This window comes from Parenemella sanctibonifatiensis (assembly GCF_002250565.1).
Classification (GTDB): Bacteria; Actinomycetota; Actinomycetes; order Propionibacteriales; family Propionibacteriaceae; genus Parenemella; species Parenemella sanctibonifatiensis.
Genome location: NZ_NMVJ01000009.1, coordinates 45,303 through 68,660, shown reverse-complemented (window position 1 = coordinate 68,660; position 23,358 = coordinate 45,303). Strand labels below are relative to the sequence as shown.

Annotated in this window: 24 protein-coding genes and 1 pseudogene; 15 read left to right on the top strand and 10 right to left on the bottom strand. The window is 68.1% G+C overall.

The features are described from left to right. Window positions 1-81 precede the first annotated feature (81 nt). Window positions 82-648, bottom strand: coding sequence for a GNAT family N-acetyltransferase (locus CGZ91_RS10925; protein ID WP_094455109.1), 567 nt, complete (start codon window positions 646-648; stop codon window positions 82-84). 446 nt (window positions 649-1,094) lie between these two features. Here CGZ91_RS10925 and CGZ91_RS10920 point away from each other — a divergent pair, with 446 nt between their 5' ends. Further along, complete coding sequence (locus CGZ91_RS10920; RefSeq protein WP_229116585.1) at window positions 1,095-1,871, top strand: PadR family transcriptional regulator; 777 nt, start codon at window positions 1,095-1,097, stop codon at window positions 1,869-1,871. Window positions 1,872-2,104: 233 nt separating this feature from the next. After that, window positions 2,105-3,127 (top strand): DUF2330 domain-containing protein, encoded by a 1,023-nt coding sequence (locus tag CGZ91_RS10915; protein WP_094455107.1) that lies wholly within the window; start codon window positions 2,105-2,107, stop codon window positions 3,125-3,127. Window positions 3,128-3,156: 29 nt separating this feature from the next. Here the strand turns inward: CGZ91_RS10915 and CGZ91_RS10910 are convergent, their stop codons facing one another. Together CGZ91_RS10910 and CGZ91_RS10905 are read right to left on the bottom strand one after the other, a co-directional pair. Then, a complete protein-coding gene (locus tag CGZ91_RS10910) occupies window positions 3,157-3,969 on the bottom strand; it encodes a hypothetical protein (RefSeq protein WP_094455105.1) in 813 nt (270 codons plus the stop codon). Further along, window positions 3,966-4,709, bottom strand: a complete 744-nt coding sequence (locus tag CGZ91_RS10905; RefSeq protein ID WP_179229330.1) for an amidohydrolase family protein — start codon at window positions 4,707-4,709, stop codon at window positions 3,966-3,968. Before CGZ91_RS10905 ends, CGZ91_RS10910 begins: the two co-directional genes overlap by 4 nt. A gap of 112 nt (window positions 4,710-4,821) precedes the next feature. Between CGZ91_RS10905 and CGZ91_RS10900 the strand changes: the two genes are divergently transcribed. Further along, the gene (locus CGZ91_RS10900; RefSeq protein WP_094455103.1) at window positions 4,822-5,658 is read left to right on the top strand and encodes an aldo/keto reductase; all 837 of its coding nucleotides are present in this window, start codon (window positions 4,822-4,824) and stop codon (window positions 5,656-5,658) included. A gap of 115 nt (window positions 5,659-5,773) precedes the next feature. Here the strand turns inward: CGZ91_RS10900 and CGZ91_RS10895 are convergent, their stop codons facing one another. From CGZ91_RS10895 to CGZ91_RS10885, 3 genes are all read right to left on the bottom strand, one after another. Further along, complete coding sequence (locus CGZ91_RS10895) at window positions 5,774-6,232, bottom strand: SRPBCC domain-containing protein (RefSeq protein ID WP_094450366.1); 459 nt, start codon at window positions 6,230-6,232, stop codon at window positions 5,774-5,776. Window positions 6,233-6,337: 105 nt separating this feature from the next. Next, window positions 6,338-6,829: a thiol peroxidase gene (gene tpx / locus CGZ91_RS10890; protein WP_094450367.1), complete on the bottom strand. Its 492-nt coding sequence runs from the start codon at window positions 6,827-6,829 to the stop codon at window positions 6,338-6,340. A 74-nt stretch (window positions 6,830-6,903) separates the two neighbouring features. Beyond that, a complete protein-coding gene (locus CGZ91_RS10885; RefSeq protein ID WP_094450368.1) occupies window positions 6,904-7,395 on the bottom strand; it encodes a glutathione peroxidase in 492 nt (163 codons plus the stop codon). Between the two features lie 116 nt (window positions 7,396-7,511). Here CGZ91_RS10885 and CGZ91_RS10880 point away from each other — a divergent pair, with 116 nt between their 5' ends. From CGZ91_RS10880 to CGZ91_RS10860, 5 genes are all read left to right on the top strand, one after another. Then, window positions 7,512-8,063 carry a MarR family winged helix-turn-helix transcriptional regulator gene (locus CGZ91_RS10880; RefSeq protein ID WP_179229329.1) on the top strand — a complete coding sequence of 184 codons (552 nt, stop codon included), beginning with the start codon at window positions 7,512-7,514 and terminating at the stop codon, window positions 8,061-8,063. A gap of 97 nt (window positions 8,064-8,160) precedes the next feature. Continuing rightward, a complete protein-coding gene (locus CGZ91_RS10875; protein WP_094450370.1) occupies window positions 8,161-8,574 on the top strand; it encodes an HIT family protein in 414 nt (137 codons plus the stop codon). 145 nt (window positions 8,575-8,719) lie between these two features. After that, the gene (locus CGZ91_RS10870; RefSeq protein ID WP_094455099.1) at window positions 8,720-10,003 is read left to right on the top strand and encodes a citrate synthase; all 1,284 of its coding nucleotides are present in this window, start codon (window positions 8,720-8,722) and stop codon (window positions 10,001-10,003) included. A gap of 210 nt (window positions 10,004-10,213) precedes the next feature. Then, window positions 10,214-10,717: a mycothiol transferase gene (locus CGZ91_RS10865; RefSeq protein WP_094455097.1), complete on the top strand. Its 504-nt coding sequence runs from the start codon at window positions 10,214-10,216 to the stop codon at window positions 10,715-10,717. Beyond that, entirely contained in the window at window positions 10,714-11,346 is a 633-nt protein-coding gene (locus CGZ91_RS10860) for an SMI1/KNR4 family protein (protein WP_229116584.1), read from the top strand. The genes CGZ91_RS10865 and CGZ91_RS10860 overlap by 4 nt, the downstream gene beginning before the upstream one ends. 24 nt (window positions 11,347-11,370) lie before the next feature. Here CGZ91_RS10860 and CGZ91_RS10855 read toward each other — a convergent pair whose 3' ends face one another. Both CGZ91_RS10855 and CGZ91_RS10850 read right to left on the bottom strand, forming a co-directional pair. Further along, complete coding sequence (locus CGZ91_RS10855; protein ID WP_179229328.1) at window positions 11,371-13,170, bottom strand: S9 family peptidase; 1,800 nt, start codon at window positions 13,168-13,170, stop codon at window positions 11,371-11,373. 86 nt (window positions 13,171-13,256) lie between these two features. Next, window positions 13,257-14,273, bottom strand: coding sequence for a lactonase family protein (locus tag CGZ91_RS10850; RefSeq protein WP_094455095.1), 1,017 nt, complete (start codon window positions 14,271-14,273; stop codon window positions 13,257-13,259). 142 nt (window positions 14,274-14,415) lie between these two features. Here CGZ91_RS10850 and CGZ91_RS10845 point away from each other — a divergent pair, with 142 nt between their 5' ends. From CGZ91_RS10845 to CGZ91_RS10830, 4 genes are all read left to right on the top strand, one after another. Continuing rightward, the gene (locus CGZ91_RS10845; RefSeq protein ID WP_094455093.1) at window positions 14,416-15,447 is read left to right on the top strand and encodes a hypothetical protein; all 1,032 of its coding nucleotides are present in this window, start codon (window positions 14,416-14,418) and stop codon (window positions 15,445-15,447) included. A 57-nt stretch (window positions 15,448-15,504) separates the two neighbouring features. Next, the gene (locus CGZ91_RS10840) at window positions 15,505-16,467 is read left to right on the top strand and encodes a DUF808 domain-containing protein (protein WP_094450374.1); all 963 of its coding nucleotides are present in this window, start codon (window positions 15,505-15,507) and stop codon (window positions 16,465-16,467) included. Between the two features lie 186 nt (window positions 16,468-16,653). Next, window positions 16,654-17,586, top strand: coding sequence for a hypothetical protein (locus CGZ91_RS10835; protein ID WP_094455091.1), 933 nt, complete (start codon window positions 16,654-16,656; stop codon window positions 17,584-17,586). Window positions 17,587-17,661: 75 nt separating this feature from the next. Continuing rightward, a complete protein-coding gene (locus tag CGZ91_RS10830; protein WP_094455089.1) occupies window positions 17,662-18,858 on the top strand; it encodes an ATP-binding protein in 1,197 nt (398 codons plus the stop codon). A 630-nt stretch (window positions 18,859-19,488) separates the two neighbouring features. On the opposite strand, the gene CGZ91_RS10825 is transcribed toward CGZ91_RS10830, so the two are convergent. Further along, the gene (locus CGZ91_RS10825) at window positions 19,489-20,064 is read right to left on the bottom strand and encodes a DinB family protein (protein ID WP_094455404.1); all 576 of its coding nucleotides are present in this window, start codon (window positions 20,062-20,064) and stop codon (window positions 19,489-19,491) included. Between the two features lie 175 nt (window positions 20,065-20,239). Between CGZ91_RS10825 and CGZ91_RS15015 the strand changes: the two are divergent. Together CGZ91_RS15015 and CGZ91_RS10815 are read left to right on the top strand one after the other, a co-directional pair. Further along, window positions 20,240-20,590, top strand: a pseudogene (locus CGZ91_RS15015) (acyltransferase family protein); the annotation flags it as partial. A 76-nt stretch (window positions 20,591-20,666) separates the two neighbouring features. Continuing rightward, window positions 20,667-21,410 carry an acyltransferase family protein gene (locus CGZ91_RS10815; RefSeq protein ID WP_094455087.1) on the top strand — a complete coding sequence of 248 codons (744 nt, stop codon included), beginning with the start codon at window positions 20,667-20,669 and terminating at the stop codon, window positions 21,408-21,410. A gap of 141 nt (window positions 21,411-21,551) precedes the next feature. On the opposite strand, the gene CGZ91_RS14080 is transcribed toward CGZ91_RS10815, so the two are convergent. Continuing rightward, window positions 21,552-22,205, bottom strand: a complete 654-nt coding sequence (locus CGZ91_RS14080) for a hypothetical protein (protein ID WP_179228993.1) — start codon at window positions 22,203-22,205, stop codon at window positions 21,552-21,554. 139 nt (window positions 22,206-22,344) lie between these two features. Between CGZ91_RS14080 and CGZ91_RS10810 the strand changes: the two genes are divergently transcribed. Then, complete coding sequence (locus CGZ91_RS10810; RefSeq protein ID WP_179229327.1) at window positions 22,345-23,268, top strand: Gfo/Idh/MocA family protein; 924 nt, start codon at window positions 22,345-22,347, stop codon at window positions 23,266-23,268. Window positions 23,269-23,358 lie beyond the last annotated feature (90 nt).

Here is a 23,358-nt window from a genome sequence, read left to right as displayed (position 1 = left end):
GCCACCGACATGCGTGCCTGGAACGATCCTGCCCGGTCCATACGCCTGTAGCAACCGGTTGCCCCTGGTTTCGGGCAGGGATCACAGATGGTCCAGGCGCACCTCGAGCCGCTCGCGTACGGCGGGCCACTCCCGATCGACCACGCTGAAGTAGTCCATGTCAGCGACGGTACCGTCGGCGGCATGGCGGAAGTTGCGCAGGGTGCCCTCATAGCGGGCACCAAGTCGCCGGATGGAATTGTGGGAACGGCGGTTGCGGGCGTCGCAGCGCAGCGCGACCCTGACCACCCCGAAGCCGCTGAACGCATGGGAAAAGAGCAGCAGTTTGGTGGTTGGATTCACCTCGGTGCCCCACCACGGCCGGCCATAGATGGTGTTGCCGATCTCAACCCGCAGCCCCTCGACCAGGTCGTAGTAGCTGGTCCGGCCGATGAGTTCACCGCCGCGTTCGACGGCAAAGAAGTACGCCTGCGGACGCGCGATCAGGGCTGCCAGATGCCGCTCCATGTGGGCATTGCTGCGCGGGAACGGCACGCTCATGCCGGCCCACATCTCCTCATCGACCAGGGCTCGCAGGGCAGCCGCGTCCGCCACCTGCAGCGGTCGCAGGGTGATGGATTCGTGACGGAGGGTCAGATCGTGCTCCATGGCGGTCCTCTCGACTGTCCCAGTATGGCGACAGTCTCCCCCAGCGCTTGGCTGCCCCGACGCCCGGGTGCGTCCGCCCGTCGTGGTCATTCGTACGCGAGCCGGCTGCCTCAGGAGCAGGCCGCCGGCGTACCTGGATGCAGAGGCACACCATGCTGTAGTTGCGCAGGCATTCGGCCCGATCCGGCCGCATTGCCACAGCCAGCTGTAGTTGCGCAGGTCGGGTCGATCGCCACGGAGCTGGGGCGTACGCCCCCGGCGACTGCCCGCAAGGCCGCTGTCAGGGCGGAGACGCCTTCGCACGGCACCGATCCAGCTAGGTCTCGACATATCTTTGACATATCGCGACTGATACTTCATCATGGTGTCAGCGAGGTGATCCGATGGGGGTCGCCGGAGCGCACCCGGGCCACCGTGACCCGGGGATGACTGCCCAAGGAGGCACCATGACTTCTCTTTCTTTCCCCTTCAATGGCTGGGCGTACGGCCCGGCTGACGACAGCAGCAATCGCGCCGAGGGCGACCGACGTCGCCGCCGACGCGGACGTGGTCGCGGCCCCCGCGGCAACGTCCTGCCGATGACTGGCCCGGACGCAGGCGCCGATGAGCGCCCCGAGGGCCGTGAGCACAAGGGCCACCACCGTGGTCGCCGTGGCGGTTTCGGGCCGGGCGGGTTCGGGCCTGGTTTCGGTCCCGGTGGGCCATTCGGTCCCAGCGGTCCGGGTGGGCCCTTTGGCCCCGGCGGTCCGTTTGGCCCGCGCGGCCGACGCGGCCGGGCTCGCCGCGGTGATGTCCGCAGCGCCGCCCTCTTCCTGCTCTCGGAGCAGCCCATGAACGGCTACCAGCTGATCCAGGCGCTCGCCGAACGCACCGACGGCGCGTGGAAGCCCAGCTCCGGCGCGATCTATCCGGCGCTGGCCCAGCTCGAGGACGAGGGTCTCATCGAGCAGGTCACCAGCGAGGACCGCAAGGCCTACCAGTTGACCGAGGCCGGGAAGGCCGAGGTCGCGGCCGCCGGCGACAAGCCCCGCCCCTGGGAGGAGTTCAACCAGCAGGCCGCCGAGGCCGCCGGCGACGGACTCCTGCACCAGGCCCAAGCCCTCGCGATGGCCGTCCAGGCGGTCGCCCAGAGCGGCGACGAGGCGACTCGGGCCAAGGCGGGCGAGCTGCTGGACCAGACCCGCAAGTCCCTCTACCGGCTGCTCGCCGACGACCAGGACTGATCCTCACCGCGGCCGAGCCGGCGTACGCACTCCACCACGCCGGCCGCACAACCACAGCATGCTGTAGTTGTGCAGGTCATCCGGGCCACTTCACCTGCGCAGCTACGCGAAGCTGTAGTTGTGCAGGTCCGCCCGCCCGATGACACGCTGAGCCGGGGTCGACCTGTCACGATTCGCTCTCGATCGAGCGACATCACCGGCGGGTCGGTCCCGGCGCTTTCTATCGTTGACGAATGTTCACGTCAGCCGCGCTGCGCGGCGTACGCCTGCTGCTCGCTGCTGCCCTGCTCGCCATGTCCAGCATCGTCGCTGTCCCCGCCGCCCAGGCCTGTGCCTGCGGGGCGATGGTCGCTGAGGAGCTCGACGTCGGCGGCGAGGTCTCGCTGATCACGTGGGACGGCCGCCACGAACAGATCGACATGGTCTTCCAGGTCGACGGCCACGCGACCGAGGCCGCCTGGATCATGCCGGCGCCGCCCGAGACCGAACTGTCCCTGGGCGACCGCGAGATCTTCTCCCACCTGCAATGGCTGAGCCGACCTCGGCCAGAGTACCGCGACGTCTGGTGGCCGCGGATCGTCGGCATCGACGAGGGCGACGGCGGTGCCCCCGAGGGCGCCCCGCCCAGCGTCACCACGACCGAGGTCGGCCCCTTCGAGGTGAGCACCCTCAGCGGCGGCGACGCTGCCTCGGTCAGCGCTTGGCTGACTGAGCACGGTTTCCCGGCCCGCGAGGAGCTCCAGCCGACCTTCCAGAGCTACATCGACCAGGGCTGGGACATCCTCGCCACACGTCTCACCGCCGACGGCGCCCACGCGTTCACGGGCGATCTGGAACCGCTGCGGCTGAGCTTCCCGACCGAGGAGCCGGTCTATCCGATCCTGTTGTCGCGCCACGCCCAGCAGGATCAGGACCTCATCCTCTACGTCGCCGCTCCCCGCAACGTCGAGATCAGCCAGCAGGCCTCCAGCACGCCGCTGGAGCTCACCTTCGCCGGCGACATCGAGTACGCCCGAATCAGCCCGGGCGGCAGCGGCACCTGGCGGCTGACCAAGTTTGAGGGCACCCTCCAGCCCGAGACCATCACCGCCGACTACCGCTTCCAAGAGTCGGCCGACCAGAGCGACCGGTACGAAACCTACGAGGTCGTCCGCCACCAGACCGACATCCCGTGGCCGATCGCCGTGGCCGGGGTGGCGGTGATCGCCGCCGCGGTGATCAGCGGGATCGTCGTCTTCCGCGCCAGCAAGCGCTGAGGTGAGGCAACTCAGACCAACTCGGCAGGTCAGCCGAGCAGCTGCTCGGCCGACCCGCGCACTGCCCGCAGCACCTGGGGCTCCAGCTCAGCGTCAATCACGCCGAATTGCAGCACCGTCGGGACCTGCTCCATGCAGGGTGCACCGCTGCCATAGACGACCTGGCCGGGGGCCGTCTCGACCGAGGCGTCCAACCCGAAGGACGGCCCGTTGATGAACCAGCTGTCGAACCGCACCGGATCGATCCAGGACCCGATCGTGCTGCGCAGCTGCGCGATCTCTGTGAAGTTGAAGCCACTGATGATGGTCCGTTCCCGGTCCAGGTGCATCAGTGCGCCGGCGATCTGGTCGACGTTGGGGGTGGCGAGGTTCCAGCGCCAGTCCCGCAGCCGGAAGTCCTCCAACCGCACGACCACCATCGTCGGCACCCGCTTCTCGGCCAGCGCTTGGCAGGCCTCGATGGCGTACGGCTCGTTCAGCGCATAGTTGTGGTGCCCCGGGGCCAGGCGTACGCCGGCGACGCCCGCCTCGAGCACCCGCTGCAGCTCCCGCTGCCAGTGCGGGAAGGACGGGTCGATCACGCCCCACGGGCGGACCTGGTCGACCTCCTCGGCGACTCGCAACACCGCGTCGTTGCCGGGCCGCACCTCCAGCGAATACAGGCTCGACAGGTGTGACAGCCACACCTGCGACAGCCCGAATCGCTCGATGGAGGCGCGCAGCCGATCACGATCGACGTACGCCTCGTGGCGGGCCGGCCAGTGGCCGAACCAGTGCGTGGTGTCGACGGCTCCGAGCCCGGCGAACCGGTCCAGTTGCTGCTGTCCTGCGCGGGTGTTCATCGGCGTACCCCCTGAAGGATGGTGTGCATGGTGTTGCCCATCACCAGGTCGAAATCGGCCTGGTCGAGGTCGGCGGCGAGCACCTTGCCGACGTTGACGGCCAGACAGCCGCCCTCGAGGTCGGACCCGAAAAGGGTGTGGTCGGCGCCGACCCGTTCGACGGTCAGCGCCACCTCACGGGCAGTGATGAGGGTGCCGCAGGTGTCGACGTACACATTGGGCAGGCCGACGAAGTGGGGCAGGCCGCGTTCCACCCGGCCACCCATGTGGGCCGCGATGAAGGTGGTGTCGGGGTGGCGCCGAGCGGCGTTCTCGAGGTTCGCAGGGCGAGTTTCGTGGGCGAGCTGGGTGTCGACCTTGTCCCAGGTGTGGGCCAGGATCGGCGCGTTGTACTCGGCCGCCAGCTCGGCGATCGGATCGACCAGCGCGTCGTCGATGGTGGTCGCGATCCACAGCTTCAGGCCGATCAGGCCCTGATCCTCGAGGCCGCGGCGTATCACGTCAAGGGCGTTGCGGTGTCGAGGGTTGACGTACGCGTAGCCCTCCACCCGGCCCGGATGGGCGGCGACGATCTGCCCCATCTCGGCGTTGCGGCGCTCGATCTCGGCCTCGTCGGGCCATCGCATCGACATCGAAATGTTGGACAGCACCAGGGTGTCGACGCCCAGTTGGTCGGCCTGGTGCAGGAGTCGTTCGTCGAATCCCGCACCCACGTGGCCATGGCAGTCAATGACAGGCATGGGCTCCATGATGCCCTTTTCTTCGATGGTTTCGCATCCGGGTGGGACGGGCCGAGACGACTCCGCGGGCCGGCGTGGTAGGAAATGGGCAGGCTCTCGTCCAGGAGGTTTCATGTCCCAGCTCTCCATCCCGACCACCCAGTTGCGCGACGGCACGCCGATCCCGCTGGTCGGTTTCGGCACCAGCGGCATGCGCGGTGTCGACGCCGCCAAGGCCATCGCCGCCGCGCTGGAGTCCGGCTATCGACTCATCGACACCGCCGCCCAGTACGGCAACGAGGCGGCCGTGGGTGAGGGCGTACGCCTCAGCGGCGTCCCCCGCGAAGAGGTGCTGCTGACCACCAAGGTCGCCGGCGGCGACCAGGGCAAGGGCAGCACCCGCTCCGGTGTCGAGGGGTCGTTGCGACGGCTCGGTGTCGAGTACGCCGACCTGGTCCTGATCCATTGGCCCAACCCGTCCCGCGGGCTCGCTGTGGAGACCTGGCAGGAGTTGCTGGAGCTGCGCGAGGAGGGCCTGATCGCCCACGTCGGCGTGTCCAACTTCCTGCCCGACCAGCTCACCGAACTCCACGAGGCCACCGGGGCGTGGCCCGAGGTGAACCAGATCCAGCTCTCGCCCGCGCTGCCGCGGCAGGAGTCGCTGGCCTTCAACAATGAGCACGGCATCGTGACCGAGGGTTGGGGTCCGCTGGGTGGCCGCGAAGGACTGGCCGACCAGTTCGCGCTGCAGCGGGTGGCCAGCAAGCACGGCGTCACCGGCTCCCAAGTCGCGCTGCGGTGGGCCGTCGACCAGGGGGTCGTCGTGATCCCCAAGTCGGCCAACCCGGAGCGCCAGCGCGCCAACGCGCAGCTCGACTTCGCGCTCGACGACGAGGATCGCCAGCTGCTGGCCAGCCTCGACCTCGGCGAGGAGCACGCCTGGGACTCCCGCACCCACGAGGAGTGGTGATTCTCCCCTCCTGACCGGCCGGTTCTCACAAAAAGCCCGCCCCAGACGACGTAGGTCGCAAATAGTTCGACCTACCGCCGCTGGGGCGGGCTGTTCTGTGGATTCGTGCTGAACGTCAGCCCTCGACGGCGGCCGCGACCGTCGCCAACGAGCCTTCCAGCAGGTCGGTGTCGAAAGCCGGCAGCATCGGGGTGTACTTCGGATCCGTCACCGAGGACCAGTCATAGGTCAGCGTCACCTCGGTGCGGCTGGCGTCGGTGGACTCCAGCGACCAGGCCCACTCCAGCCCGTACGGTTCCTCCCCCGGGTTGGCGGGCTTCCACGCGACCAGCTTGTTCTCCTGCAGACCGGAGACGGTGTTGTCCATCTGGTAGTCCCCCATGTCGGGGTGGTGCATGTTGATGCGGAAGACCTGACCGACCTCGGCCAGCCGGTCCCCCTGGTCCAGCGACCGCACCATGCCCGACGCGTCGGTCTCGGAGTGACGATGCGGATTGGTCAGCAGGTCATAGATCTCCGCGGCAGGGGCGTTGATCGTCCGCGTGACAGTCAGCTTCTTGGTGTCATCAGCCATGGCCCCAGTCTCACAGGTGGACATCGGCGGGCCGGGACCACCCCCCGTACGCAGAACCGGCGCCACCCCGGTGAGGGCGGCGCCGGTTCAGTCGACGTCAGTGGCTCAGTTGAGCTCGGCGAGGACGGCGTCGTAGTCGGGCTCGTCGGTGATCTCGGGCACGAGCTGGGTGTAGGTGATCTGACCAGAGGCGTCGATGACGATCACGGTGCGGGTGAGCAGGCCAGCCAGCGGGCCGTCGACCAGCTTGACGCCGTAGTCGTCGCCGAAGCTGGAACGGAAACCGGAGGCGGTCACGACGTTCTCGATCCCCTCGGCGCCGCAGAAGCGGGCCTGGGCGAACGGGAGGTCGTTGGACACGCACAGCACCACGGTGTCAGCGAGGTCGGCAGCGAGCTCGTTGAAACGGCGTACGCTCGCGGCACAGGTGCCGGTGTCGAGGCTGGGAAAGATGTTGAGGACGACCCGCTTGCCGGCGAAGCTGTCCAGTGTGACGTCAGCGAGGTCGGTGCCGACCAGTGTGAAGGACGGCGCCGCCCCGGTGGGGAGCTCGCCAACGGTGTGAACTTCGGAACCCTTGAATGCAGTAGTGGCCATGCCGCCATTCTTGCGCGCCGGCCGCCAGGGGCAACCCCGGGGGGCGCGGGTGGGACCGGCGCCGAGGTCCGGGCTCAGCTGGTGACCGCGCCCAAGGCAGCCTCGACGTCGTCAGCCAGCGACTCGGGCTTGGTCGGCGGCCCGAAACGACGCAGCACGGTGCCGTCGCGGGCGATGAGAAACTTGGTGAAGTTCCACTTGATCGCGTCATTCAGTACGCCGCCCTTGGCCTTGGTGAGCCACTGATAGAGCGGGTGCGCGTCGGCGCCGTTGACGTCGATCTTCGCGAACATCGGGAAGGTGACCCCATAGTTCAGCTGGCAGAACTCGCCGATCTCATCGGCGCTGCCGGGCTCCTGGTTGCCGAACTGGTTGCTGGGGAAACCCAACACCACGAAGCCCTGGTCGGCGTAGCTGTCGTAGAGCTTCTGCAGCCCCTCCAGCTGCGGGGTGAATCCACACTTGCTGGCCGTGTTGACCACCAAGACGACCTTGCCGGCGTACTGCGCGAGCGACTCCTCGGTGCCGTCCAACCGGGTGGCAGTGAAATCGGACAACGTGGTCATGGCGACTCCCTCCGGCGCCACGGGGCAGCAGCACCACCGCCAATTCTAGGCGACCGTGACCGAGGTCACGCCGCCACGGTGGGATCGCCGCCACCCCCGGCCCTAGGATGGGGAGCATGCCCGCCTCCGAGGACCACGGCGCCGCCGCCGCTGCGTCGACCCCAGCCCAGTCAGGGGATTCGGACCGAACTGATTCGGTACGGGCCGAGACCGCCGACCAGCTGAGCATCGCGGTGGCGCGGCTGTCCAAGGCGATGTGGGTGACCCGGCCGCGGATTCCCCGCGCGGCCCCTGACCTGGAGCCCTCGCACCTGCCCATCATTTATCGGCTCGCCACCGAGCCGCTGCGGCTGTCGGACTTGGCGGCCGGCATCCATTCCGCGCCGTCAACCGCCAGCCGACAGGTCGCCACCTTGGTCGATTCCGGCTACGTGGCGCGTACCCCCGATCCGCAGGACGGCCGCGCCCAGCTGTTGGAGCTCACCGAGCGGGGCCAAGAAGTGCTGGAACAGATTCGCCGGACCCGGCGCGAATGGATCAGGGAACTGCTGGCGGACTGGTCCGAGGATGACGCCCAAAACCTCCACGCGACGTTGGTCCGATTCACCGATGCCGTCATGGACAGTGAGTTCTTCCAACACCACACCAGCAGCGAACGTCCGACCTGAGGTTGTCGGCCTCAGCTGTCGTCGCCTGGGTCCTCCGCCAGGGCAGGGGATGGGGACCCGAGGCGGGTGGGCGTACGGCTCCTGATTGGATGGGGGCATGAGCACCCTGTTCTCCCGAATCATCAACGGCGAGCTGCCCGGCCGGATCGTCCATCGGGACGATCTGTGTGCCGCCTTCCTCGACGTCGGACCGCGTACGCTCGGGCACACCTTGGTGGTGCCGATCGCCGAGACCGACCATTGGATCGACCTTTCCGCCGAACACGCCGCCCACCTGCTGCAGGTCGCGCAGCGGATCGGCCGGGCGCAGTTGGAGGCCTTCGACTGTCAGCGCATTGGTCTGGTGATTGCCGGCTACGAGGTGCCTCACACCCATCTCCACGTCATCCCGACCAACTCCGAACAGGACCTCCGATTCGACCTTCCCGGCGCCGACTTGGGCGACGATCCGGATGCCACCCTGGACCGGGCCGCGGAGGCGCTGACCGCCGTTCTGGCGGGCCAGGACTGAGCCCGCGCGTTTGCTCAACCGCGGCCAACTCGGCAAAGTGGACCACAACATCTTGGAAATGCTTTTTTGACATCACTGATGGACTCTGTGTCGCAGCTCCCGCCGCGGTGGGCGATGATGAAGTCCCCTACCGCAGGAGGTCACCGTGGCCCAGCAGGCCCGACTGGAGATTGAGGGAACGACCTACGAGCTGCCGATCATCACCGGCACCGAGGATGAATCCGCCTTCGACATCAGCAAGCTCCGTAGCGAGTCCGGCTACATCACGCTGGATTCCGGCTACGGCAACACCGGGTCGTGCACCTCGGAGATCACCTTCATCAACGGTGAGGCCGGCATCCTGCAGATCCGGGGCATCCCGATCGAGCAGCTCGCCGAGCACAGCGACTTCGTGGAGACGGCCTACCTGGTCATCTTCGGCGAACTGCCCACTGTTGAGCAGCGGGAGCGCTTCGACCGACTGATCGGCGAGAATTCCAAGCTCGACGAGTCGACGCTGGCACAGATCCAGGCCTTCCCGGCCGACGCGCACCCGATGGCAGTGCTGGCGGCAATACTGAACGTGCTCTTCGTACACGAGGAGAACACCACGATCGAGCCCGGCAACCGTGAGCAGCTCGAGGAGCACTCCGCCAAGCTGCTGGGCAAGACCCGCACCATCGCCGCGGCCTTCTACCGTGCCTCGAAGGGCGAGAAGCCGATTCAGCCCAGCACCGACAAGGGCTACGTGGCTGAGTTCTTCCACGAGATGTTCTCGACCGACACCGAGGACCACGAGGCGACCGCCGAGGCGGACAAGGCCCTCAACTTCTTCCTGCTGCTGCACGCCGACCACGAGCAGAACTGCTCGACCTCGACGGTGCGCATGGTGGCCTCCAGCCACGCCAACCTCTACACCAGCGTCGCTGCCGGCGTCAGCGCGCTGTGGGGGCCGCGTCACGGCGGCGCCAACATGGAGGTCGTCCGGATGCTGGAGAAGATCCAGGCCGACGGCGACTCCCTCGACGACGTGGTGGCGAAGGTCAAGGACAAGACCATGCTGCTGCAGGGCTTCGGGCACCGCGTCTATCGCAACTTCGACCCCCGCGCCAAGGTGCTGGGTGGCACCGTCGACGCGCTGCTGGAGCAGCTCAACGTCGAGGATCCGCTGCTGCAGATCGCCCGCGACCTGGAGCAGGTTGCGCTGGCGGACGAGTACTTCGTCGAGCGCAAGCTCTATCCGAACGTCGACTTCTACTCCGGCATCGTGCTGCGCGCTTTGGGCATTCCGCTGGAGATGTACACGGTGATGTTCGCGCTGGGCCGGATGCCCGGCTGGATCGCCAACTGGGCCGAGGTCAACGACGATCCGAAGATCCGGATCTACCGTCCCCGCCAGATCTACACCGGCGCCACCAAGCGCGACTGGGTCGCCCCGGCCGACCGCTGAGCGACTGAGCAGACGCCCATCCCCGTCGGGGGTGGGCGTTCTTGCCGTCCCGGGATGGGTTGGCGACGGGCGTACGCCGGCTGCGATCGTTTCGGTCGACTCGATCGGCGATTCGGGGCCGGGAAGGCACTTCCTGGGCAGTCGAGTCGACCGATTCGATCGGACCCCCAGCACACAGCGGGCCATCATCCCCGGACTACGGTGGACGGCATGGATCTGACTGCGCTGTTCCTGGACTTCCACTCACGCCCCCATGAGGCGTTCGCCGCCGCGATCGACGGTCTTGCCGCCGGTCAGCTCAACCACCAACCGACGCCGACCACCAACTCGATCACGTGGCTGGCGTGGCACGCCGCCCGCGAGGAGGATGCCCAGTTGGCGGTCCTGGCCGGCACCGAGGAGGTCTGGCACACCGGCGGCTGGCAGCAGCGCTTCGGGCTCGACCTGCCCGCAGACGCGATGGGCTACGGCCACTCCCCCGAGGAGGTCGCCAAGGTCACCGTCACCGATCCGGGCCTGCTGACCGGCTACCTCGAGGCGACTGCGGCAGCCACCCGCGACTACATCGCCAAGCTCGGCGCGGACGACTGGGACGCAGTCATCGACACCAACTGGGACCCGCCGGTGACCCGCGGCGTACGCCTGGTGTCCATCGTCGACGACGCTGCACAGCACGCCGGTCAGGCGGCATACCTGCGCGGCCTGCTCGGGTGAACAGGGACCCTCAGGCTGACAGCGCGCTCGACACCCTGCTCTCGATCGGGTCGGAGGCCATCTCCACCAATCCGATCGCCTCGGTCCCGGACACCGCCCTGGGACGGCAACTCGGCGATCTGCTACGCCGACGCAACGGATTCGTCGCATTCGAGTCGGCGCTGGTGATTCGCGGCGCGGGCAGCGAGCCCGGCATGCTCGACAACTGGAATGACGGCACCGGCTGGCGGGCGGCGTACGACGACCTGGCCGATGGCCTCTATTTCTTTTCCGAGGACATCTTCGGCGGCCAGTTCGCCTTCGACGGCGGCACGGTGGTCTCCTTCGACCCCGAGACCGGAGAGCGCGAGCACCTCGGCTCCTCACTCGAGGAGTGGGCAGCCACGATCCTCGGTGACGCCGAGGTGCTGACCGGATATCCGCTGGCTCAGGAATGGCAGGCCGAGCACGGCCGCCTGCCGTTCGGGCAACGCTTGACGCCCCGGCTCCCGTTCGTGGCGGGCGGCGACTTCACGGTCGCCAACCTCACCGCCACCGACGACGTCCAGGGGATGCTCGAGCGCGCCAAGCTCGCCCTCGCCATCCGCGATCTGCCCGACGGCGCCCAGCTCACCTGGCCACTGGACTGATGGTCAGTCGGACCGCCGTGGCCCTCATCCCTTCGCCAGCTGCTCCTTGAGGAAGCGGTACGCCGCCGGGTAGGCGTCCATCCGGTTGGCGCGCTTCGCGAGCCCATGCCCCTCGTCGGCGTACACCTTGAGCTGGTGAGGGATGCCCTTGCTCTCGAGTGCGGCCGCGATCTGCTCGGCCTCACTGAGCGGCACCCGCGGGTCGTTGGCGCCGTGAATGATCATGAGCGAGGCGCGGATCTGATCAAGGTAGGTGATCGGCGAAGCGGCCTCGAGCATCGCGCGGTCGTGCTCCAGCGAGCCATACTCCCGCTCGCGGGCCTGTCGGCGATAGGGCGCGGTGTTCTCCAGGAAGGTCACCAACGAGCTCATCCCGACGATGTCGACGCCGGCGGCCCACAACTCGGGCTGCATCGAGACGCCGGCCAACACCATGTAGCCGCCGTAGGAGGCGCCCCACAGTGCGCTGCGGGAGGCATCCAGTCCCTGGCTCGGCAGCCAGGCGTGGAGCGCGGCGAGGTCGCCGACCGAGTCGAGTCGCTTCTCGACGTCGTCGAGGCTGACCCAGCGCTTGCCGTAGCCGGCCGAGCCGCGGACGTTGGGCACCACGACGGTCAGCCCGTAGATCGCCAACGCCTGGATGACGGACTGGAACTGGCGCGACGACATGCCCTCGGGCCCGCCGTGGATGTGGATCACGCTGGCGCCCTGCAGCGCCGCCACCGACTGCGGATGGTCGGTACGCCCGGGATAGACGAAGACCGGGATCTGCTCACCGTCGCTCGTCGGCACCCAGTCCACGCGGCAGTCGACCAGGTGGTCACGCAGGCCGGCCGACACCTCGGTGCCGGTGACCCGCTCCGTACGCCCGGTGCGCGCGTCGATCCGAAAGATCGCGGTCGGGGCGGTCGGCCCGGTGTGGGTCACCAGTACGGCCGAGCCGTCGGCTGCCCAGACCGGCGCGACGACGATCCCAACCGGCAGGTCGACTGTGGCGCGCAGCTGACCGTCGGGCTCGTGCAGCGACAGCAGTTCGGAGCCGTTGATCATGGTCCGCACCAGCAGCGTCGAGCCGTCCTTGGACAGTGCTGCATCGAGCTCGTGATCGTCGTCGGCGACCAAGGTGGTCGGCTCGCCGGAGTTGAGGTCGTAGGAGACGATCGCGGTCATGTCGCGGTCGTGGTTGCTGGCCAGCAGCAGCGCACTGTCGTCAGGGGTGAAGCCGACCAGCGAATGCCTGGCGTGCGCATCGGGATCGGTCAGGGTCGACACCTCGCCACCGCGGACGAGGTCGATGGCGGTGGAGATCGGCTTGGCGGTGAGCCGGGTGAAGGCGATCGTCTCGCGGTCATTGCTGACCGCCGCGCCGACGGCGTACCCACCCCGGTCGTAAACGACGCGTTCGCTGCCGTCGTCGAGGTTGCGGACCACCAGGTCCATATCGACGCCGTTGCGACGGTTGGTCGAATAGACCAGCTCGGTCGCGGTGACGTCGTGGATGACGTGCTGATAGGCGGGATCGTGCACCAGCGGCTCGAGCCGCAGCTGCGGATCGTCCGGGTCGAGGGTGGAGATCTGGGAACGCTCGTTGCCGCCGTCGTCGTGGGAGACCAAGATCATTCGCCGGCCCGGGACGTAGCGGCCCGAGCAGCGTGTCGGCAGGTCGGTCAGCTGCCGCGGCGCGGCGTCCCCGGCGAGCTCGAAGAGCTGCGTCGACCCGGGCGCATCGCAGCCGGCCAGCACCCGGCCGTCGTCGTCGATGTCGAAGCCGAGCCAGTTCTCCAGGGACAACAGCTGGGTCATCAGGTCAACGGGCAGAGTCATGCGTACGTCCTTGGTTTGTTGGCGTGGTGAAACTGACGTGCGAGCCCGCCCCTCACTCAGATGCGGGCCGGGGCAGCTGGCACGTCTCAGATGAAGCGGACCCAGTTGGCGCCGTTGCCGGTCTCGGCCCGATCGGCCTGTTCGAGCTGACCGGCATCACCGACGCGATACAGCGTGACCGTGGTGGACCGCTCGCCGGTCACCAGCACGTACGCGCCGTCCGGACTCACGTTGAAACCACGCGGCTGCGGTTCGGTGCCCTGCAACTGCACCACCGACCCGAGTCGGTCCCCGTTGAAGTCGATGGTGGCGATCGTGCTGGCGCCCCGCTCGCTGGCCCACACCGCTCGGCCCTGCGGATCGAGCTGGAGGTCGGCACCCCAGATCAGCGGCTCGGCCTTCGGGTCCGCCCCCAGCCGGGAATGCTGCAGCCCGGCGTCGGGATCGACGATGGTGACCTTCTCCTGCTCGTGCAGCTGGCCGAGGTGGTCGCGGCTGTACTGCAGCACCTCGCCGGAATACTCGGTGATGACGTACGCCGCGGTGCGGGTGGCGTCCAACACCAGATGGCGCGGACCGGAGCCCTGCGGGGCCGGCGCAGTCGCGGCGACGGCGAGGTTGGCGTCGGCATCGATGTCACAGCGCGCGATCAGATCGGCGCCCAGGGACACGAAGTAGGCCTGTTCGTCATAGGCAGCGACCACGCAGTGGAGGTTGGGGTACTCGATCCGGCCGCCGGGCTCCCCCAAGATGCCCTCGGCGTCGACCGGCCACGCCAGCCCGACGCCATTGTGGTAGCTGGCGCACAGCAGCGTGCGGCGATTCGGGGTCAGCTCCAGATAGGTGGCACCGACCGGCGACTCCCGGCGGCTGACCTCCTCGAGCTTGCCGCTGGGCTCGTCAAAACGCAGCGTCAGGATCTGCGGGCCGCCACCATCGGAGCCCTTCACGCCGGCGAAGACCAGTCCGAGCTCCGGCGCCACAGCGAATGTGCTGACGCCGGGACCGACCTCGGTCACCGCGCGGCGTACCAACTGCTCGCCGTCGATGGCGAAGGTCGAAACGGTGCCGTCCGTGGCGTTGGCAACGAGGGCGTGGGACATGGAATCTGCTCCAAAGCTCGGGTGCGCTTGCCGCGACCCTACCGCGCCGGCCGTGGCGACTCGCGACCGACCGGCAGCCCCCCGGGGCCCACCGGATCGCACCTGCGGGCAATGGGAGCCGTTTAGCCCTACGCTTCGTGCCGTGAGTGACAACAAGGCGGTCGGAATCGACCTTGCGCTGCTGAAGCGGCTGCCCATCGTCACCCTGATCTGGCTGGCTCTGCTGGCCGCCGCGGGGGTGGTCTTCGCCGTCATGAACCGGGGCAAGGAGGTCCTGGTCACCTGCAACGGTCAACCGATGTCCCCCGGTGACAGCTGCCGCACCTGGCGCCGTCGCGGCGGCACGTCGGTGCGGACCTATGAGCAGATCCTCGCCGTCGAGACCGACTCGGTCCAAGCCGTGCCGTACGCCGGCATCGCGGCGACCTTGGTGGCCGTGGCGATGATCGTTGCCGTGGTGATCCGCCACGTCAAGGACCTGGCCCTGGTCAACGAGATCTCGGCCCTGCCGCCGGCCCATGTGGCCGTCACCACTCGCAGCAATGCCGGGGTTGCCTTCGGCACGCTGGCGGCCTGCCTGATCGTCGGCGTCGGCGCCTGGCTGCTGTGGCGGGACCTGATCGTCGGCAATCGCCTGGGCGGCGCCGTCCTGGCATTCGTCGCGCTGGCTCTTGCGGCAGGGCTCCTCTGGGTGTCGCGCCCGGCCGGCATTCGAGCAGCCGCCGCCTTCGATGACCGAATCGTCGCCGTCAACCGGAGCAAGATCCGGGAGATCCCGTGGCATGAGGCCGTCTACACCACCAACTTCGAATCCGACTCCTTGGTCAATGCCATCGGCTGGGAGAGCAAGACCGATGCGGTCCCGATCGAGGACGAACCGGCGTTCACCGGACTGCGCGCCAAGATCAACGAGGCATGGCTGCAGAAGGCCAACCAGGGCGGTGAACTGAAGTTCGGCAAGGCCGTGGTGTCCGGGGACACCGTACGCATCGGGCGTACGAACATCCCCGGCGCCAACATCGCCCAGGTCACCTTCACCAAGACCCGGGATGGGATGTTCATGATCTTCCGGGACGCCGGCGGAGCCGAGCTCAAGCAGCTGCGGGTGGTGGAGGTGCCCAACCCCGACGTCCTCTTCGCGGTGTTGCGGCATCGCTTCGGCACCCAGATCTGACAGGCATACGCACCCCTTCACCCCGTATGCTCGAACCGGCTTACGAAAGGGACCCTCATGGCCGGTGGCCTGGCAGCACTGTTGGACGACATCGCGGCGATTGCCCGCGTGGCGGCGGCGTCGGTTGACGACATCAGCGCGGCCGCCGGTAAGGCCTCCGCCAAGGCGGCCGGCGTGGTGATCGATGACACCGCGGTGACCCCGCAGTACGTACGCGGTTTCAAGCCCAATCGGGAGCTGCCGATCATCTGGCGCATCGCCAAAGGATCGCTGCTCAACAAGGCGATCATCATCGTCATCGTGATGCTGCTGAGTCAGTTCATCCCGTGGATCCTCACCCCGCTGCTGATGGTCGGCGGCGCGTACCTGTGCTTCGAGGGTGCGGAGAAGCTGTGGGAGTGGGTCTCAGGCCATCATCCCGACAAGGAGACCCCGGTCGCTGCCCAGGGCGCCGATCATGAGAAGACGATGGTCAGCAATGCCATCCGCACCGACTTCATCCTGTCGGCCGAGATCATGGTGATCTCCCTCAACGAGATCGCTGCGGAAGGGTTCTGGCTGCGACTGGCCGCCTTGGTGACGGTCGCGATCCTCATCACCGCGTTGGTGTATGGCGTGGTCGCGCTGATCGTGAAGATGGACGACATCGGCCTGGCGATGGCCGAGCGAGACTCCGAACAGTCCCAGCGCACCGGTCGGATGTTGGTCAACGCCATGCCGAAGGTGCTGGCGGTGCTGTCGGTGGTCGGCACCATTGCGATGCTGTGGGTCGGCGGCCACATCCTGCTGGTCGGCATGGATGAGTTGGGCTTCCACCCGATCTATGAGTTCGTCCACATGCTCGAGGTGCCCGTGGCCGCCATCCCCGGCGTGGGGCCGGTGCTGGGTTGGCTGGTCAACACGCTGATGTCCGCGATCCTGGGTGTGATCATCGGCGGGATCATCGTCGTGATCATCCACCTGTTGCCGTTCGGCAAGGACAAGCACGCCGACGATGCGGCCGTCCCTGCCGATCACTGACGATTCCCTCGTCTTCGCCGCTATTGGACTGGCGCTAGACACCACCAGAGAGCCCAATCCAGCCGTGATCTGAGGATTGCCCCTTCTTCGATCTTATTGTGTTTGCCCTAGAGTCTGTCAGAGTTCGCCAGAGCCGGCCGATCACGACGCAACAGCAGAGGTACGCCCAGCCCGTAGGCTGAGCCCGTGCGTACGCTCATCTTCGCGTTGGTCCTGGTGCTCGGCCTGTCCGGCTGCACTGCACTCGACGACAGCCCCGAGCGGGAGCTCGCGGAGCGCTATCTGCAAGCCATCGTCGATGGCCGCTACGCCGATGCTTGGCAGCTCACTGAGGACAGCCAGAAGTACGACGCCGACGAGTGGCCGGTGGTACCGGATACCGCCGCAGCCACCGCCGAGGGTCGCATCGACGGCTTCACCATCGACGAGGTCGACGAGGAGACCGGTGCGGCGACCGTGACGCTGAAGGCCGGAGCCGACAGCCGCCAGGTCACCCTGGAGGTGGATCTGGATGCGGGCCTGGTGGGCGACGTCCACACGTGGCGGTTGCTCGGCGCCATGCAGGCCCCACGCTCGGCGCCGGTCACGATCAACGGCAGTCGGCTGGCTTTTGATCCGGATCCGATTCAGCCGATTTCGGTGTTTGCGCCGCCAGGGACTTGGCTGGTCTCGGTGGAGGTCGACGAGTTGCTGGAGGTGGAGCCCACCACCTGGGCGATCGGCCTGCACGATCCGCTGACCCGCACCGAACCGGCACCCCTGATGACGGCGCGCTTGAGCGAGGCCGGCGAGGCACATGTCAACGCACAGCTGGACGAGTGGCTGGCCGACTGCCTCACCGATCGCGACGGCCGGCGCAGCGGCTGCCCCAACCAACTGCCCAGCTCACTGCCGGTCGATCCCGGGTCGGTGCAGTGGAGCATGGTCGGCGATCCGGCGTACAGCTGGGACGAGTTCCAACTGGACCAGGCCATCGGCGACGTCAGCGGCGTGACCTGGACGGCGACCTGGACCGAGGGCGGCGAGCCCCGCGACGGAACTCACTTCACTTGGAACGTCGGCCCGCCGACTGCTCGGTACTACCCGGACGGCAGGATCCTGGCCACCATCCCCCGCTGACCGCGGATCACGAGTTCTCGCCGTGTCTGTGTCACTATCGGATTTTGGCTAGAGCTCGGGATAGATTCCGATCCCATGGATCCGATCCAAAATCCGTACGCCCCCGGCGCCGGCCAACGGCCGCCCGAACTCGCCGGCCGTGACGAGCAGTTGCGCAATTTCGAGGTGGTGCTGGAGCGGACCCGCCGTGGCCGCCCGGAACGGTCGATGATCCTCACCGGGCTCCGCGGGGTCGGCAAGACCGTGCTGTTGAACGCGCTCCGCTCGGCTGCGGTGCGGGCAGGGTGGGGCACCGGCAAGTTCGAGGCGCGTCCCGACCAGCGGCTCCGGCGCCCGCTCGGCGCCGCCCTGCACATGGCAATCCGGGAGCTCGGTCATCCCGACACCGACCAGGTGCTCGGCACCCTCAAAGCCTTCATCGAGCGTGAGGCCGGGGCCGGTGCGAAACTGAAGGACCGCTGGAACCCCGGCATCAGCGTCGCTGCCCGCAGCGGCCGCGCCGATTCGGGCGACATCGAGATCGACCTGGTCGAGCTGCTGTCGGACGTCGGTGGACTCGCCGCCGACCAGGGCACCGGCGTGGCGATCTTCATCGACGAGATGCAGGACCTCGGCCCCGAGGACATCTCGGCGCTCTGTGCGGCCTGTCACGAACTGAGCCAGCAAGGCCTGCCGCTGATCGTGGTCGGCGCCGGACTGCCCCACCTGCCGGCTGTGTTGTCAGCTTCGAAGTCCTACTCCGAACGTCTGTTCCGCTATCAGCGCATCGATCGACTGGACCGTGGTGCCGCCGACCGGGCACTGAGCGCGCCGGCCGCCGAGGAGGACGCCAGCTGGGAGCCCGAGGCGCTGGCACACATGTACGCCGTCACCGGCGGCTATCCCTACTTCCTGCAGGCGTACGGCAAGGCTGCGTGGGACATCGCACCCCGCTCCCCGATCACCGCCGACGATGTCCGGGTCTGCGTACCGGTGGCCGAGGAGGAGCTCGCCGTCGGCTTCTTCGGCTCCCGCTACGAGCGCGCCACCCCCGCCGAACGGGACTACCTTCGGGCGATGGCCGACGCCCAGATTGCCGAACCGACCGAGGACGATCCGCAACCCCAGGTCTCCAGCGCCAAGGTGGCCGAACTGCTCGACCGCAAACCGCAGTCGCTGTCGCCGGCACGAGACGCGCTGTTGAAGAAGGGCCTGATCTATTCGGGCGAGCGCGGCCAGGTCTCGTTCACGGTGCCCCACTTCGGCCGATACCTGCGCGGCCAGCACACCTGAACGCACGCCGGGCTGGTTGAAGGTCGCCCCGGCGAGGCGCCGGTTTCGATCACAGCCTCGCGAAGCCTGCGGTGCGGCCTCGGTTCGGATCAAAGCGCAGCAACGACGACGCCGGTGGGTGCGGCCGGCGGCCGTGGCTTCGCGTGCACAACCCCGGAATCCTGTAGTTATGCAGGCGAAACCAGCCAGATCACCTGCGCAACCACTGGATCCTGTAGATATGCAGCGTCGGCGTACGCCCACGAGCTTCTGATTGGTTGCAGGTCGGCCCGGCGAGGTGCCAGATGGGATCACCGACGCAGCAACCAGGGGTTTGGGGGTCCCGGCCGGTAGCCCTGCCCAGCCACCGGCGTCCCGCGCACTCAACCCCGCCACCAAGCCGCTCTCCCCGCCCCAGCCCGGCACCGTCGGCCTGCTGAGCGGACTGCCGTCCTTCTACTGGGCCCAGATCGCAGCGGTGGTGCCGCCGGCCGGGCCGGGCCGCGCCGGGCCGCGGCGGCCCGCTGGTGGGCATGGCAGCCGTGCTGGTCGGCTGGGCGCTGGACCCGTGGCGTACCCGCCCAGCCGTACCAGCTGACCTCCATGACCCCAGCTGGCGGGATTGAGGTCGGCCTCCGGCCCTGACCAGCCTCAGCCCATCGTCTTCTGTCCGTCGATGGCTTCCCGGATGATGTCGGCGTGGCCGCAGTGCTGGGCGATCTCAGCCAGCATGTGCAGGGCGGTACGCCGGTTGGTCCGGCTGCTGCCCGCCTCGAACCACGGTGCCGGCGGCAGCTCATGGCTCTGGTCCAGATCGACCTCGTTCAGGATCTGGACGCTGGTCGCCTCGACCTCACCCAGGGCCGCAATCAGGTTGGGCAGCGTGTCGTCCTCGGACAGCACAAAGCGAGGATCCTCCATGTCCTCGTCGAGGTTGTCCCAGTCGATGTCCTCGTCATACACCTCCTGCCCCTCGAGCGCCTCCGGCCCCTCGAGCATGAAGCGGAACCAGTCGCGTTCGGTGTCGGTGACGTGCTTGATGATGCTGGCGATCGTCAGTTCCGAGACGGTGCTGGCGGTCCGCACCTGTTCCTCGGTCAGGCCCTGGGCGGTCTGCAGCAGGAAGGCATGCTGAAGCTGCAGGCTCTCGATGAGATCCGCCCGCTCGTTGCTGCTCGTGTTGGTGGTGCTGGTCGTGTTGGTGGCGCTGCTCGTGTTGGCTGTCATGACGTCTCCTTCGGGATCGGTTGTGACCACGCTAATCAGCAAACCGGACAGGTTCTGTCCGCTGACCAGGTGGTGCTGGTCGTCCGATCGGATGATCTGGGTCGTCACGATCGGACGACTCAATTCAGACCGATCGGCGAAGCAATGTCGACGCCGCGAAATTTAACGTCGACGTATGGCTACCAGCACCGTCACTCCCCCCTCCACCAAGACCCAACGTCTCCACGGCCTTGATGCTCTGCGCGGCGGCGCCCTGCTGCTCGGCATCATCTTCCACGCCATGCTCGCGTACGTCCCGGGCCTGCCCTGGCTCGTCGACGACCCCAGCAAGGCGGACTGGCTGTGGCTGCCGGTCGGTGCCTTCCACCTCTTCCGGATGACCCTGTTCATGGTGATGGCCGGCTACTTCGGCCGCATGATCGTCAACCGCCGCGGCCTCGGCTCGTGGGTCAAGGACAGGCTGATCCGAATCACCCTGCCGCTGCCGGTGATGTGGCCGATCGCGATCCTGCCGATCGCCTTCGTCGCGACGTGGGCAGCCGCCAGTCAGGGCGTCGCGGTGCGCCCAACCCCCCGCCGGCGACCTTCCCGACGTCTTCTATGTGCTCACCCCGGGCCACCTGTGGTTCCTGGTGGTGCTCACCCAATGCGTCCTGATCACCGCCGGCGTACGCCTGATCGGCCACCGCGTGCTCGGCCCCGAGCGGGCCTCCGGCTTCACGGCCCGCCTGGGCCGGATCCTCAGCGGCCCGTTCGCGCTGCCCCTGGCGGCGATCCCGTACGCCGCCGGCATCATCCTGCAGGGCTTCGCCACCGGCGGGCTCACCGAGCCCCGGACCGTCCTCGGCTCGGTGAGCGCGCTGACGGCGTACCTGGGCGGCTTCTGGTTCGGCTGGGCGATCCACGCGACCCGCGGCGAGGGCAAGGCGGGCCTGCTGCGGCTGGCCCGGGCCTGGTGGGCGTACCTGATCGCCGCCGTCGTGCTCACGCCGGTCGCGCTGGCGGTGACCGAACCGCTGTGGCTCAGCGCGGCGATCCAGGGGCTGGTCGGCTGGATGTGGGTCATCGGCCTCATGGGTCTGTGCGTGCGCCACCTCAAGCGCGAGCGCGGCTGGGTGCGCTATCTGGCCGATGCGTCCTACTGGATGTACATCATCCACCTGCCCGTCCTCGGCGCCGTCGCGGTACCACTGCTGCACCTGCCGTGGCCGGCCGAGCTCAAGCTGCTGGTGGTGCTGCTCGTCAGCGTGCCGCTGCTGCTCGCCAGCTACGAGCTGCTGGTCCGCCACACCTGGCTGGGTGGCTGGCTGAACGGCCGCAAGCACCCCCGCACGAAGCGGAGCTGAGCCGTACGCCGGCCGCACCTGCAACACCGCGCGCACTGCGCGCAGCCGATCCTGGAAACCGCCCCGACATCGGGGTCTGGGTGACTCGACTGCGCGTGGTGCGCGCGAACGCGCTGTGCCCGGCCGTTCAGCGGCCCCGGGTCAGTGGAAGTTCCAGCTGGCCCGCTGGCCGTAAGCGTCCTGGTACCGGATCGTCGAACCGTCGATCGCCCCAGCGTGGTCGGCCGACTCGAAGCTGATCCAGCCCTCGACGCAGTCTCCGATCGCGAGGTCGATGAGGTCGGGGAAAACCGGCTGGATCGGGTTCTGTGACTCGGACGCCGCCTCGAAGGTCTCCCCGCCCGGGAAGAACTCCAGGCTCCAGGAGCCGGCCTCGACCGACATCACGCCACCCTCACCCTCGTCGGACAGCCCGGTGACGCAGACCTCGACCAGGGTGCCGGCGTACGAGCCGTCGATCCGCTGCTCCTCGTCCTTGATCTCGACGGTCATGTACTCCAGCTCCAGCAGCCCGGTGCCCATGGACGACTGTTCCTCGCCGTCGGGCGCGTCACTCTCGGGTTCATCGCTGTCGGGCGTGTCCTCGGGTGAGGCCGAGGAGTCGGGGACGTCGGGCTCGGTGGTCTGCGAGCTGGAGGGAGCCTGGGTGGGCGTCACCTCGACGGTCTGGGTGACGGTCGGCGCCGGAGCGGTGGGAGCGGGATCAGCCTGCTCGTCGCTGCAGCCCGCCATGGTGACGACCAGCGCGGCCACCGCCGCCACGGCGATGGAAGTCCTGCGGATGCCTACCAACATCGTTGCCCCCTTCTCAGCTGCCCCGGATGGACAGCGCACCACAGTCTGGTCCCGGCGGGGTTCACACGGGCCGCGGTCAGCCGTGTTCAGTGGTAGAACTCTCCTCAGGACCGCGGCAGGACACGACGAAGGAGTAGAGATGGTCGGATGGGGCATCATCGGAGCCGGTGACGTCACCGAGGTGAAGTCGGGACCAGCGCTGTCCAAGGCCGCCGGATCCCGCCTGGTCACCGTGATGCGCCGCGACGAGGCCAAGCTGGTCGACTACGCCCAGCGCCACGGCGTACCGGAATGGACCACCGATCCCGACGAGGTCATCAACCATGCGGATGTCGACGTGGTCTATGTCGCCACTCCGACCTCCACGCACCTGCAGTACACAATCGCCGCAGCCCGGGCCGGCAAGCATGTCCTGGTCGAGAAGCCGATGGCGAGCTCCGCGCAGGAGTGCCGGTTGATGATCGACGCCTGCCGCGAGGCCGGGGTGAAGCTGTGGGTCGCCTACTACCGGCGTACGCTGCCGCGCTTTGACATCGTCCGCGAACTGCTGGCGCAGGGCACAGTCGGCGACGTCGTCGCGGCACGGATGACCTGGTTCAAGCCGGGCCCCCGCGAGGGCTGGCGTTGGGATCCCGAGCTCAACCCGGGCGGCGAGTTCGCCGAGACCGCCTGCCACACGCTCGACCTGCTGGACCAGTTGCTCGGCCCGGTCACGACGGTGCACGGCCAGCACGCCGATGCCGTACGCGTGGCGGCCGACTTCGGTTGGGACAACGGCGCGATCGGGTCGGGCCTGTGGGTCTTCGAGGCGCCGGTTGCGGAGGAGGAGGTCGTCCTCACCGGCACCCGCGGTGAGTTGCGGTTCTCGAGCCTGGCGCCGTCGGCGGTCCGCATCACCGTCGACGGTGAGGTGAGCGAGCAGAGCGCACCCGAACCCGACCACGTGCACCAGCCGTTGGTGGAATCCATCGTGGCTGAGTTGGGCGGCGGGCCGGCCTGCCCGGCGACCGGCGCCGCGGCGCTGCGCACCACCGAGGTGATCGAGCAGATCCTCGGCAGCTGAGAGGCGTCGACGGCTGACCCGGCCGGGTCAACGCGGAGCCGACGGGAGGCAGGGATAGAGTCAGGCGTGGCCCGTTCGTCGGGCCAGCGA

Bases quoted from the DNA above. Each gene is read 5' to 3' on its own strand.
- CGZ91_RS10825 (WP_094455404.1), bottom strand. From the start codon at position 20,064: ATGACAGCCAACACGAGCAGCGCCACCAACACGACCAGCACCACCAAC.
- CGZ91_RS10915 (WP_094455107.1), top strand. From the start codon at position 2,105: ATGTTCACGTCAGCCGCGCTGCGCGGCGTACGCCTGCTGCTCGCTGCT.
- CGZ91_RS10900 (WP_094455103.1), top strand. From the start codon at position 4,822: ATGTCCCAGCTCTCCATCCCGACCACCCAGTTGCGCGACGGCACGCCG.
- CGZ91_RS14080 (WP_179228993.1), bottom strand. From the start codon at position 22,205: ATGTTGGTAGGCATCCGCAGGACTTCCATCGCCGTGGCGGCGGTGGCC.
- CGZ91_RS10850 (WP_094455095.1), bottom strand. From the start codon at position 14,273: ATGTCCCACGCCCTCGTTGCCAACGCCACGGACGGCACCGTTTCGACC.
- CGZ91_RS10895 (WP_094450366.1), bottom strand. From the start codon at position 6,232: ATGGCTGATGACACCAAGAAGCTGACTGTCACGCGGACGATCAACGCC.
- CGZ91_RS10910 (WP_094455105.1), bottom strand. From the start codon at position 3,969: ATGAACACCCGCGCAGGACAGCAGCAACTGGACCGGTTCGCCGGGCTC.
- CGZ91_RS10920 (WP_229116585.1), top strand. From the start codon at position 1,095: ATGACTTCTCTTTCTTTCCCCTTCAATGGCTGGGCGTACGGCCCGGCT.
- CGZ91_RS10855 (WP_179229328.1), bottom strand. From the start codon at position 13,170: ATGACTCTGCCCGTTGACCTGATGACCCAGCTGTTGTCCCTGGAGAAC.
- CGZ91_RS10905 (WP_179229330.1), bottom strand. From the start codon at position 4,709: ATGCCTGTCATTGACTGCCATGGCCACGTGGGTGCGGGATTCGACGAA.
- CGZ91_RS10875 (WP_094450370.1), top strand. From the start codon at position 8,161: ATGAGCACCCTGTTCTCCCGAATCATCAACGGCGAGCTGCCCGGCCGG.
- CGZ91_RS10810 (WP_179229327.1), top strand. From the start codon at position 22,345: ATGGTCGGATGGGGCATCATCGGAGCCGGTGACGTCACCGAGGTGAAG.
- CGZ91_RS10885 (WP_094450368.1), bottom strand. From the start codon at position 7,395: ATGACCACGTTGTCCGATTTCACTGCCACCCGGTTGGACGGCACCGAG.
- CGZ91_RS10880 (WP_179229329.1), top strand. From the start codon at position 7,512: ATGCCCGCCTCCGAGGACCACGGCGCCGCCGCCGCTGCGTCGACCCCA.
- CGZ91_RS10865 (WP_094455097.1), top strand. From the start codon at position 10,214: ATGGATCTGACTGCGCTGTTCCTGGACTTCCACTCACGCCCCCATGAG.
- CGZ91_RS10830 (WP_094455089.1), top strand. From the start codon at position 17,662: ATGGATCCGATCCAAAATCCGTACGCCCCCGGCGCCGGCCAACGGCCG.
- CGZ91_RS10840 (WP_094450374.1), top strand. From the start codon at position 15,505: ATGGCCGGTGGCCTGGCAGCACTGTTGGACGACATCGCGGCGATTGCC.
- CGZ91_RS10925 (WP_094455109.1), bottom strand. From the start codon at position 648: ATGGAGCACGATCTGACCCTCCGTCACGAATCCATCACCCTGCGACCG.
- tpx (WP_094450367.1), bottom strand. From the start codon at position 6,829: ATGGCCACTACTGCATTCAAGGGTTCCGAAGTTCACACCGTTGGCGAG.